Source organism: Halomonas sp. 111 (genome assembly GCF_052379685.1).
GTDB classification, from domain to species: domain Bacteria; phylum Pseudomonadota; class Gammaproteobacteria; order Pseudomonadales; family Halomonadaceae; genus Vreelandella; species Vreelandella citrativorans.
On the sequence record NZ_JBQSYV010000012.1, the window covers coordinates 115,067 to 126,538 of the forward strand.

General features: G+C 55.3%; 10 protein-coding genes. 3 read left to right on the plus strand and 7 right to left on the minus strand.

Translation table 11 applies throughout. The features are described from left to right. The first annotated feature begins 77 nt into the window (after positions 1-77). Positions 78-2,294, plus strand: a complete 2,217-nt coding sequence (yccS, locus tag ACT3T7_RS10895; protein WP_444631052.1) for a YccS family putative transporter — start codon at positions 78-80, stop codon at positions 2,292-2,294. 18 nt (positions 2,295-2,312) lie between these two features. Here yccS and recG read toward each other — a convergent pair whose 3' ends face one another. Continuing rightward, complete coding sequence (recG, locus tag ACT3T7_RS10900; protein ID WP_444631053.1) at positions 2,313-4,391, minus strand: ATP-dependent DNA helicase RecG; 2,079 nt, start codon at positions 4,389-4,391, stop codon at positions 2,313-2,315. Continuing rightward, positions 4,388-5,317 carry a LysR substrate-binding domain-containing protein gene (locus ACT3T7_RS10905; RefSeq protein ID WP_444631054.1) on the minus strand — a complete coding sequence of 310 codons (930 nt, stop codon included), beginning with the start codon at positions 5,315-5,317 and terminating at the stop codon, positions 4,388-4,390. The genes recG and ACT3T7_RS10905 overlap by 4 nt, the downstream gene beginning before the upstream one ends. Before the next feature lie 152 nt (positions 5,318-5,469). Between ACT3T7_RS10905 and ACT3T7_RS10910 the strand changes: the two genes are divergently transcribed. Beyond that, positions 5,470-6,351, plus strand: a complete 882-nt coding sequence (locus ACT3T7_RS10910) for an SDR family oxidoreductase (protein ID WP_444631055.1) — start codon at positions 5,470-5,472, stop codon at positions 6,349-6,351. A 137-nt stretch (positions 6,352-6,488) separates the two neighbouring features. On the opposite strand, the gene ACT3T7_RS10915 is transcribed toward ACT3T7_RS10910, so the two are convergent. The 4 genes from ACT3T7_RS10915 to gmk all read right to left on the minus strand — a co-directional run bounded on the left by ACT3T7_RS10915 (position 6,489) and on the right by gmk (position 10,216). Beyond that, entirely contained in the window at positions 6,489-6,878 is a 390-nt protein-coding gene (locus ACT3T7_RS10915; RefSeq protein ID WP_087110278.1) for a RidA family protein, read from the minus strand. 193 nt (positions 6,879-7,071) lie between these two features. Further along, complete coding sequence (locus tag ACT3T7_RS10920) at positions 7,072-9,207, minus strand: RelA/SpoT family protein (RefSeq protein WP_172116787.1); 2,136 nt, start codon at positions 9,205-9,207, stop codon at positions 7,072-7,074. 26 nt (positions 9,208-9,233) lie between these two features. Continuing rightward, positions 9,234-9,494 (minus strand): DNA-directed RNA polymerase subunit omega, encoded by a 261-nt coding sequence (gene rpoZ / locus ACT3T7_RS10925; RefSeq protein ID WP_087110274.1) that lies wholly within the window; start codon positions 9,492-9,494, stop codon positions 9,234-9,236. An 89-nt stretch (positions 9,495-9,583) separates the two neighbouring features. Next, positions 9,584-10,216, minus strand: a complete 633-nt coding sequence (gene gmk, locus ACT3T7_RS10930) for a guanylate kinase (RefSeq protein ID WP_172116786.1) — start codon at positions 10,214-10,216, stop codon at positions 9,584-9,586. A 182-nt stretch (positions 10,217-10,398) separates the two neighbouring features. Between gmk and ACT3T7_RS10935 the strand changes: the two genes are divergently transcribed. Beyond that, entirely contained in the window at positions 10,399-11,094 is a 696-nt protein-coding gene (locus ACT3T7_RS10935) for an extensin-like domain-containing protein (RefSeq protein WP_444621742.1), read from the plus strand. An 88-nt stretch (positions 11,095-11,182) separates the two neighbouring features. Here ACT3T7_RS10935 and ACT3T7_RS10940 read toward each other — a convergent pair whose 3' ends face one another. Further along, a complete protein-coding gene (locus ACT3T7_RS10940; protein ID WP_444631057.1) occupies positions 11,183-11,440 on the minus strand; it encodes a hypothetical protein in 258 nt (85 codons plus the stop codon). Positions 11,441-11,472: the final 32 nt, after the last annotated feature.

The following is an 11,472-nucleotide window of genomic DNA, read 5'->3' on the forward strand; positions in this document are numbered from 1 at the left end:
TAACCCCAAAACCATAGCAACGAACCAGCCCTAGGGCTTATACTAAAGTCTAACAACGACTGACAATAAGAGCGTCTATGCCTATTTCACTGCCGCTTCGGCGTCTTTGGACACTTGATAAGTTTGCCTATAGCCTGCGCGTTTTTATCGCATTCAGCGCAGCCCTGCTATTTAGCCTTTTTCTTGGCGACATCGCCCTGGTAATACCGCTGTTTCTGGGCATTATCGCCTGCGCGCTCTCCGAAACCGATGACAGCTGGCAAGGCCGCTTACAGGCATTGCTGGTAACCCTGGTATGTTTTACCTCAGCCTCATTTATCGTGCAGTGGCTGTTTCCTTGGCCATGGCTGTTTGCGCTGGGGCTGGGAATATCCACGTTCACCCTCATCATGTTGGGCGCTATCGGCCAGCGATACGCCACGATTGCCTCAGGCACGCTGATTTTATCGATCTACTCAATGATCAATATTGAGCAGCACGGCGGCGTGGATGCCGATGTGGCCTCACGCCAGTTGCTGCTGTTGGCGGGTGCGGCCTGGTACGGGGTTATTTCCGTTGTCTGGTGTGTTCTTTTTTCTCGTCAACCCGTCAAGCAGAGCATGGCGCGCGTGTACAAGACGCTGGGCGAGTTTCTGATTCTTAAATCAGCGCTGTTTGAACCCGTACGCGGGGTCGATGTAGAAGCCCGTCGCGTGGCGCTGGCACGCCAGAACGGCAAAGTGGTGGATGCCCTCAACCAGGCAAAAGAGATGATTTTTCGTCGTCTGGAAGGCCAGCGTGGAAGTCAAAAGCTTAACCGTTACCTGCAGATATACTTTATTGCTCAGGATATTCATGAACGGGCAAGCTCGACCCATTACCCCTACAGCGCCCTCACCGAAGCATTTTTTCACCATGACGTACTGTTTCGCTGCCAGCGGCTTTTGGATCAGCAGGGCCGCGCCTGCCGTCAGCTAGCCAAATCGTTACTGCTGAAGCGCGCTTTTGACCATAAGCAGAGTGAACAAGCCTTGGCCGACCTTAGGGCCTCTATCGATAATTTGAGCGAACGCGGCAAACCCGAATGGCGCAAACTGATGCACCCGCTTAATGCGCTGGCGGACAACCTCGCGACGCTCGAAGCACAGATCGCCAGTGCTCATAACCCGGATACCACCAACGACCGCGAAGATAGCGCGCTCTATGATCGCTCGCCCTCCAGCCTGCTGGAAGCGTGGAAGCGAGTACAGCTCAACTTTACCCTTGGCTCGCCCACCTTTCGCCACGCGGTACGCCTGACAACCGCGCTCATGGCGGGCTACGGCCTGCTTCAGTGGCTGGACCCCGAACAAGGCTTCTGGATTTTGCTGACTACCCTGTTTGTATGTCGGCCTAACTTCGCTACAACGCGACGCTTTCTTTCCCAACGCATTTTGGGCACGGTACTTGGCCTTACGGCAGGCTGGGTGTCGATCAGCCTGTTTCCCCAGCCAAGCGTGCAGAGCGTGATTGCGGTGGCCGCTGGCGTCACCTTTTTTGCCAACCGGGAAAAACGCTATGTCGTGGCGACAGCGGCCATCACGTTGCTGGTGCTGTGCAGCTTTAACCAGGTAGGCGACGGCTTCGACCTTATCTGGCCGCGCCTGTTTGACACCTTAATTGGCTCGCTGATTGCTGGACTCGCGGTGTTTTTTATTCTGCCCGATTGGCAGGGCCGCCGGCTGTATCGGGAAGCGGCGAAGACGCTTACCAACCACCGCCGCTATCTGGATGAAATTATCCATCAATACGAAGAGGGCAAGCAGGACGACCTTGCGTACCGCTTGGCACGGCGCAATGCCCACAATGCCGATGCCGCGCTTTCTACCCTGCTCACCAATATGCTTCACGAGCCAGGCCACTACCGCAAACAGGATGCCGATAATGGCCTACGCTTTTTAGTGCTCTCCAATACGCTGCTTAGCCACCTCTCGGCCTTGGGCGCCCACCGGCACCGCTTGCTGGAAGGCGAGGATGACGCCGCCTTGATGCCATCCGCTAAACGGATCAGTGAACTTTTGGACCAGCTTGCCGAGCAGTTGGACAAACGTCAGCTGGTTGCACCGCTCAATGAGCCCGTCAGCGAGCTACTCACACAGCTGGATGAGTCCGGCAGGGCAAGCTCTGACGAACAGGCCGTGGTGATGTATCGCCCTATTCAAAGCCAGCTACGCCTCATCACCGAACAGCTAGCGCCTTTGGGTGAGGCGGCGAATCGCTTGACCCGCACATCAGCCTCCATCGAGGAAGCTACCCGCCCTAACGTTAGCGTTTAAACGTACCGTTACTGACCGCTACACCTGTCCGTAGCGGCCTGCGGCTTCGCCCAACCACCGCCGTACCAGCACGGCGGTTATTTGCGGTTCGCTTTGCAGCTCGCACGCTAACGCGGTGACGCGCTCTAACAGGTCAGCATCGCGCTCCAGGTCGGCTATTTTCATCTGTGCCAGGCCCGTTTGTCGGGTGCCTAACACCTCGCCCGGGCCGCGGATTTCCAGATCTTTTTCAGCGATACGGAAACCATCGGTGGTCTCACGCATGACGCTTAGGCGCTGGCGGGAGCTTTTGGAGAGCGGCGGGTGATAAAGCAGTACACAGAAGCTCTCCGTGCTCCCTCGACCCACGCGACCACGCAATTGGTGAAGCTGAGAAAGCCCCAGGCGTTCCGGATTTTCAATAATCATCAAGCTGGCGTTCGGTACATCTACCCCCACTTCAATCACTGTGGTAGCGACCAACAGATCCAGTTCACCCTCTTTAAAAGCAGCCATCACGTCGGCCTTCTCGCTGGCCTTCATTCGCCCGTGGATCAAGCCAATGGCAAGCTCCGGTAACGCGTCGGTTAGTTCCTGACAGGTGACTTCCGCCGCCTGGCACTGCAGCACTTCGGACTCATCAATCAGCGTGCACACCCAATAGGCCTGGCGACCATCGCTGCAGGCACGGCGAATCCGCTCAACAACCTCCGGGCGGCGCTCGTCAGACACCACTACCGTTTTAACCGGCGTACGCCCCGGCGGTAGCTCGTCAATTACCGAGACATCCAGGTCCGCATAGGCGCTCATGGCCAGCGTGCGGGGAATAGGTGTCGCGGTCATGATCAGTTGGTGCGGCGTTAACCCACCCGCTTCGCCTTTTTCACGCAGAGCCAAGCGTTGGTGAACCCCAAAACGGTGCTGTTCGTCGATGATGGCCAGTCCCAGGCACTGAAAATGAACGTCGTCCTGGAACAGCGCGTGGGTGCCGACCACCATACGTGCGCGGCCATCGGCGATGGCTGCCTTGGCATCCAGGCGGGTTTTGCCCTTTAATTTTCCCGCAAGCCAGGCGACTTCAATACCCAGTGGCTCAAACCACGCCTTAAACGCCCGGTAGTGCTGCTCAGCAAGGATTTCCGTAGGTGCCATTATCGCCGCTTGGCAATTGCCTGCCAGGGCCGCTAGCGCTGCCATGGCGGCCACCACGGTTTTCCCCGACCCCACATCGCCTTGCACCAGGCGCAGCATGGGGGCGGGGCGGCTTAAATCCAGCGCAATCTCCTCAAGCACTCGCCTTTGGGCCCCCGTTAAGGCAAACGGCAACTGGGCTAAAAAGCGTGCCTGAAGGCTGCGCCCGGAAGGCAGTTGAGGAGCGCCGTCGGCCTGAATACGCAGGCGCACTTCACGCAGACTTAGTTGATGCGCTAAAAGCTCTTCCAACGCCAGACGGCGCGTGGCGGCATGCTGGCCGCTGGAAAGCTTATCAATATCAACATCAGGCGGGGGTTGATGCAGCAAATGTAGGCAGGCGTGCAGCCCCGGCAGGTGAAAACGCTGACGCAGCACGTCAGGAATGACATCCGGCAGCGCTTCGGGCGCGCTATCCAGTACGCCAAGCGCCTGCTGCGTCAATGCGCGCAAGCGGGCTTGATTCAAGCCTTCGGTGGTGGGGTAGATGGGGGTAAAATACTCATCGACCGGCGTTTCGCCCGCTGCATTCAAGCGATATTCGGGATGGTAAATTTCAAGCCCGGTGGCCCCAGCCCGCGCCTCACCAAACGCACGTACCGAAACGCCCGGGCGCAACTGCTGCTGTTGGGCAGGCGAAAAGTGAAAAAAACGCAGGCTTAGAATACCGCTACCATCGCGCAGGCGTACCAATAGGCTTCTCCGCCGCCCTTTAACGACATCAGAGGCGGTCACTTCACCCTCTACCACCGCTTCCTGCCCGGCGCGTAGCAGGCCGATTGGCGTTAACCGGGTGCGATCCTGATAGCGTAGCGGCAGGTGAAAAAGCAGATCACTCACGTGTTCAATGCCCAACCGCGAAAGCTTGAGCGCCAACGCTTCACCGACGCCTTTAAGCGCAGTGACGGGGCCATTAAGATCGCTCATGAGCGCGCTTTACCCTTTTGGGCGGGCTGTTGGCACTGGCTGATGGCATCCACCAGGGCGTCGATTGCTTTAGGGCGCGGAAAGCTGGCTCGCCAGGCGATCGCTACCGTTCGTGAAGGGGCGGGGTCGACAAAGGGTCGGCTCTCAAGCATCGCATTTTCATACTGATCGGTGCCTAACGCTGACTGCGGCAGTACGGTAATGCCTAGCCGTGACGCCACCATATGCCGAATGGTTTCCAGCGAGCCTCCCTCGGCAATCAAGGTATTATTCGGGTTGTTAAGCTTTTGGCTAATCGCCGGGCACGCCTCAAGAATCTGGTCTCTAAAGCAGTGGCCTTCACCCAACAGCAGCAAGCGCTCTTCCAGCAGCTCCTCTTTACGAATAGCCTCGCGCTCTACCCAGCGGTGATTTGCCGGTATCAAGACTTCAAACTGCTCTTCGTAAATAGGCTTGGTCACAATATCGGTGTCCGTGAACGGTAGTGCCACAATAATGACATCCAGCTCACCATTTTTTAACTTGGAACGTAACGTTCCGGTCATACCTTCTTCAATATACAGCGGCATTTGCGGCGCGATATCGGCAAGCGCAGGAATCAGGTGCGGAAACAAGTAGGGACCAATCGTGTAAATAGCCCCAATGCGTAGTGGATTGGATAGCTGATCCTTACCCGCGCTGGCCATTTCATAAATCAGCCGGCTTTGCTCCAGCACGCGCTGGGCCTGAGCAATGATCTTCTCGCCAAGGGGGGTTACTTGAATCGTGGATTTGGAGCGCTCAAACAGCGGTATATCAAGCTCCTCCTCCAGTTTTTTCACCGCCACAGAAAGCGTGGGCTGCGACACATGACAGCGTTCAGCCGCGCGACCAAAGTGGCGCTCTTGGGCAAGGGTTACGATGTAGCGAAGTTCTGTTAAAGTCATAACGGCGCCAGTGGGCATCCTCTCGTAGCAGCTCATGACGGATATCATGGCAGTCAGCGGGACGAAAAGGGACAGGAAATGCTGATGACGATGTCACATCTCGCAGCGAGTTTGTATCCAATAGGGAATATTTATCAAAAGGAGTGGACAAGGTGAAGCTAACGATACTGATTATCGGTTGTGGTGATCTCGGCATTACCTTAGGACGCCAGTTGATTGATGAGGGGCACCACGTCATTGGCGCACGTCGTAAAACAGCGGCTTTAGAAGACACCGGCATTGAACCCCTGGCGCTTGACCTTAATGATCTTGATGAGGCCAATGCATCTGCACTCCCCCAAGCGGACTACGTCATTTATAGCGTAAGCGCTGACCGCTTTGAAGAGAGCGCTTACCAAAGCGCCTATCCGGACGGTCTAAAGCGCGTACTGAGCGTGATGGAACAGCACAAAAAATCGCCACGTCGGGTCTTTTTTGTCTCCTCTACCAGCGTATATGGTCAGCAGGAAGGCGAGGAGGTGACCGAAGATAGCCCAACCGGCCCTACCAGCTTCTCTGGCATGCTGATGTATGAAGCGGAGCAACTACTGCTTAACCATTCGCTACCCGGCACTGTGGTACGTTTTTCAGGCATTTATGGGCCTGGCCGTGACCGCTTGATTCACCAGGTAGCAGAAGGCCGCATCGCTGCGGTTACGCCGGTTATCTACTCCAACCGTATTCACCGGGATGATTGCACCGGTATTCTGGCGCATTTAATTCGCAGCCAGGAAAGCGGTCAACCGCTGGCGGAACTTTACCTGGGTAGCGACTGCGAGCCGGTCACCATGCATAACGTGATGGCCTGGATAGGCAAGCAACTGAAGGTGGAATCAACCGATACCATGCAGTCGCCGCTGCGCCGCCGGGCCAGTAAGCGCTGTAATAACCAACGTATCCTTGGAACCGGCTATCAGTTTCGCTACCCAAGCTACCGTGAAGGCTACGCTCAGATACTCAAAGAGGGCGGCTTTTTAGAGACTCAGAAAGCCTGATTGAAAACTTCCGGGTAAAAAAGCGTTACTTCAGATAGCGAAAAAGTCGATAGCAGACGAGATAATCAATACGCAAACACCGACTGGGCGCTAAACGCTCAGCCGGTGTTTTTTATAGCGAAAACGTCATTAACGGTTTAGTCGCCGATGACCATTACGGCTTCGGCTTCTACCTGGCTGCCTTTAGGCAGCGCTTTAACACCCACCGCGGCGCGGGCAGGAAACGGTGTAGAGAAAAACTCTTCCATTACTTTGTTAACGATGGCGAAGTTATCCAGGTCGACCAGGTACAAATTCAGTTTCACCACATCGCCAAGCGAGCCTGCGGCTTCTTCGCAAACGGCTTTCAGGTTGGTAAATACCTGGCGCGCCTGTGCTTCGAAGTCCTCGGACACCAGCTCCATGGTCGCTGGGTCTAGCGGAATCTGACCAGAGAGATAGACCGTATTACCCGCTTTGATCGCCTGCGAGTAAGGGCCAATCGCGGCGGGGGCTTTGTCAGTATTAATAACGGCTTTATTGCTCATGCGGTGTTTCGCTCCTCAGTTATTCAGTACTCGTCGTTCTTCAGTACCAGTCATTATTAAGCGTTAATTATCCAACCAGCGTGTTTGTATAAAGTTTAAAAGGGGGTCTGTTTTTTTCAAAAATAGGTAATGACTGCAATAGCGGTACGTGGCCGGTGCCGGATGGCAATTCGGCCAGGCCGCTTTAATAGGTTTAGTTGGTCATACGGGTAATTTTTCCGACGTTCGGCAAATTACGAATGCGTTTGATAATACGTGCAAGGTGAACGCGGCCTTTGACCGACAGCGTGAGATTCACCGTAGAGAGGCGCGCATCACGCTCTTCAATGCCAATTCGCTCGATATTGGCATCAGCATCGGTCACCAGCCCTGCAAGCTCCGCGACGAGGCCTCGACGGCTTTCAATTTCAATCCGCAATGCTACCGGGAAGTCTTCATCAATCGCGTCAGACCACTCAAGCGTAAACAGCTTATCAGGATCGTTTTTATGCTCTATCAGGTTTCTGCACTCGGCGCGATGCACCACCAGTCCTTTACCCATAGAAAGATGGCCCAGCACCGGGTCGCCAGGAAGCGGATGGCAACAGCGAGCAAAGTTAATCACCATGCCCTCGCTGCCGCTTATCAGCACGGCTTTGCCACCATCAAAGGTACCTGAACGGGAATCGGGATGATCACCATGAGCGACGTCCATCAAGCGCCTGGCGACCACATGCGCCATACGGTTGCCCAGGCCCAGCGACTCCAGAAGGCTATCCTGTGAGGCTATTTCCAGCTCTTTTAACGCTTGCTGAAGCACGCTGTCGTCAAGCTCTTCCAGGCTGGTTTCAAACGGCGCCAGCGCCTTGTTAAGGAGCCGCCGACCAAGCGTAATCGCTTCGGTTTGCTGCTGATGCTTCAGCGCGTGGCGAATAGCCGAGCGCGCCTTGGCCGTCGAGACAAAGCTAAGCCAGGCAAGGTTGGGGCGTGCGCCGGGCGCGGTGATAATTTCCAGCGTCTGGCCACTTTCCAGGCGTGTTGAAAGCGGCGCCAAATGGCGATCAATTCGGCAAGCAATACAGTTATTGCCGATATCGGTATGCACGCTATACGCAAAGTCGATCACCGTGGCGCCTTGGGGCAGCTCCATGATGTCGCCTTTTGGGGTAAACACGTAAATATCGTCGGGGAACAGATCGTTTTTGACGTGTTCGATAAACTCCAATGAGTTCCCGGCGTGGCGCTGCATCTCCAATAGGCCTTTCACCCATGCCCGGGCGCGCGCATGGCTGCCTTCAGCAATCGGATGCGTGGTCTGCCCCGCTTTATAGAGCCAGTGAGCCGCAATACCGTTATTGGCCATGGCCTCCATTTCGCGGGTGCGGATCTGCACTTCAATCGGCATGCCGCGCGGCCCAAACAGCGTAGTGTGAAGACTTTGATAGCCGTTGGCCTTGGGGATGGCGATATAGTCTTTAAAGCGCCCCGGCACCGGCTTATACAGGTTATGCACCACGCCCAGGATACGATAGCAGTTGGCGACATCCTCGGTAATGATCCGAAACCCGAATACGTCCATGATTTCAGCAAACGGTTTACGCTGGTCGCGCATCTTTTTATAGATCGAGAGCAGGTGCTTTTGCCGCCCCATAACCGTGCCCTGCAACACCTCTTCATCCAGGCTTTGCTGCAGTGACGACTGGATTTCACGCATGGCGCTACGCCGATTCCCCCGGGCGCTGGCGACCGCTCGCTTGATACGCTCTGAACGCATGGGGTGGATGGCTTGAAACGAAAGATCTTCAAGCTCAATACGGATCGTATTGATGCCTAGCCGCCCGGCAATACGGGCGTAAATTTCCAGCGTTTCTCGGGCAATACGGCGCTTTTTATCCGGCCTGAGCGCACCAAGCGTACGCATGTTATGCAGGCGGTCAGCTAGCTTGACGATAATGACGCGAATATCCCGCGACATCGCCAATACCATCTTCTGGAAGTTTTCCGCCTGAGCAACGGCTTTATCTTCAAAGGTGATCTGGGTCAGCTTGGAAACGCCATCGACAAGCTCCGCCACCGGATCGCCGAACTGGGCAGCCAACGCCTTTTTGGAAACACCGGTATCTTCAATGACATCATGCAGCATGGCGGCCATCAGGCTTTGATGGTCCATGTGCATATTGGCCAGAATATTGGCCACAGCAAGCGGATGGGTAACGTAGGGCTCACCCGAGCGCCGACGCTGGCCATCATGGGCCTGCTCGGCGTAATAAAAGGCGCGCTTGACCTGCTGGATCTCATCTGAGGGTAAATAGCCGCCGAGTCGATCGGCCAGGTCATCAATGGTGAACATTTACCGCGCCCCTGCTCGTTTCAGCCTTAGTCGTCGATTTGGGCGCTGGGCGCCATGGCGGGACGCACGCGAACAGGCGCTTCAACAGGTTCATCGAGTACGGTGTGGTCCACGAGGCCTGCCGCAATTTCACGCAATGCCATCACGGTAGGCTTATCGTTTTCCCAAGCCAGCTGGGCATCACGCGAGCCACGTGCCAATTGGCGGGCGCGCTGGGTGGAAATCATCACCAGCTTGAAGCGGTTTTCGACATTTTCCAGACAATCTTCAACGGTTACGCGAGCCATGGGGCCTTCCTGTAATGACGACGCTGGGCCGATGTTGTTGGATAACGCCACCGGCCCAGCGAAAAAGAATAGTGATAGAACCTGATAGATTACTCGACGCTGGGCGCCTGTGACAAGAGCGCATCCAGTAGTGGCGCATGGCGCTCGCTAACCTTGGTAAGCGTTAAGCGGCGACTGATCACCAGCGACTGCAGTTCCCGAAACGCCGTGGTGAAGTCATCGTTAATGACCAGGTAGTCGTACTCATTAAAGTGTGACATCTCGCTAACCGCATCACGCATGCGCCGTGCAATCACTGCATGTTCATCCGTACCGCGATTCGCCAAGCGGTGTTCCAGTTCGCCAAGCGATGGCGGCAGAATAAAGATGGATACCGCCTCAGGCATTTGTTTGCGTACCTGCTGCGCGCCCTGCCAGTCGATTTCCAGAATAACATCCTGGCCCGCTTTCAACAGTGTTTGGACCGCCTCGCGCGACGTACCATAGTAATTATCGAAGACTTTGGCATACTCAAAAAAGTCGCCACGCTTAATCATCGCTTCAAAGTCAGCCACCGTGGTGAAATGGTAATTAACGCTATCCACCTCACCGTCACGCTTAACGCGGGTAGTATGCGATACCGAGACCTGAATGCCATCAAGGCTTTCAATCAACTCGCGAACCAGACTGGTTTTGCCTGCACCCGACGGGGCGGAAACAATAAAAAGCGTACCTTGGGACATACAGCGCTTCCCTTGTTAGCGAAAAACGGTTAGTAAAAATAGTTAGTGGAAACAGTTAGTGAAAACAGCTAGCAAAAAGATCATTAGCGGAGCAAGCAAAGCAACACGCTTATTTAAGGTGCGCAGTATCGCACACCCTCTGCGCGGACTGTAGAGTTTGCGTAAGTACACAAGGAGGTTGGATGCGCAGCACGCTGGTTATATTGGCTCTTATTGCACTTGGCGTGGCCGTGCAAAAAGGCATTATTGACATTCCTCGCCACTGGGCACCGTGGGCTCCCCTTCATATCGATGATCCAATAACGCCCGTTACTCAGCTAAAAATCAAACGCTTAAGCAACAATAGAGACGCCTGTTTAGCCGCGCTGAATACCGTGCCAGACAGCGAGCTGAGCTATACCCCCCTTGCCGATTACTCCCCCACCGCAAACTGTCCACTGACCAATATTGTACGTATGCAGGCCAGCAGCGTGCGCTTTAACCAAAGCTTTGTGGCTTCCTGCCCGCTAGCGCTTGCCTGGGTGATGTACGAGCGTCACGAACTGCAGCCTGCGGCGCAAGCAATCATGGGAAGCCGCGTGGCTCAGGTAAATCACGTGGGCAGCTTTGCCTGCCGCAATATTTACCATCGTGAGAGCGACCGGCGCAGTGAGCATGCCACGGCGGAAGCACTGGATGTTATCGGGTTCCAGTTTGAGAATGGCCAACGTATAACGCTGATCAACCACTGGGATGATGAAGGGGAAACAGGAGAGTTCTTGCGAGCAGCACGGGATGGCGCTTGCCGTACATTTGGCAACGTATTGGGGCCTGATTACAATGCCGCGCATGCCGATCACTTTCACATGGGCATGCGCGGTTTCCGATTATGCCGTTAACTCCCCGTGCTTTAAGAACATCATCCTTTAAGAGAAACAGGCCCTTAAGAAAAACAGGCAATGACGAACGAGCAGTGGGCTTTCACGCTTAATCGCGGTCTAGATTGATATCGTCTTCATCGGTCAGGGCGCCCGTTGCGGCACCAACGCCTGCGCCTAGCGCGGCACCGCCCATGACACTGCCACCCGTGGCAGCGGCAGCGCCCGCACCCACAGCGGCACCTACCCCAGCGCCACTCGCGGAGCGTTCACCCGTTGTTGTACCGCAGCCAGCTAAACCAATTGTTAGTGCGGTAATAGCGCTCAACGTTAAAACACGCGATGTCTTGATCAATTGAGTATGCATAGTCACCTCCTTATGGGTTGCACTCTTATACC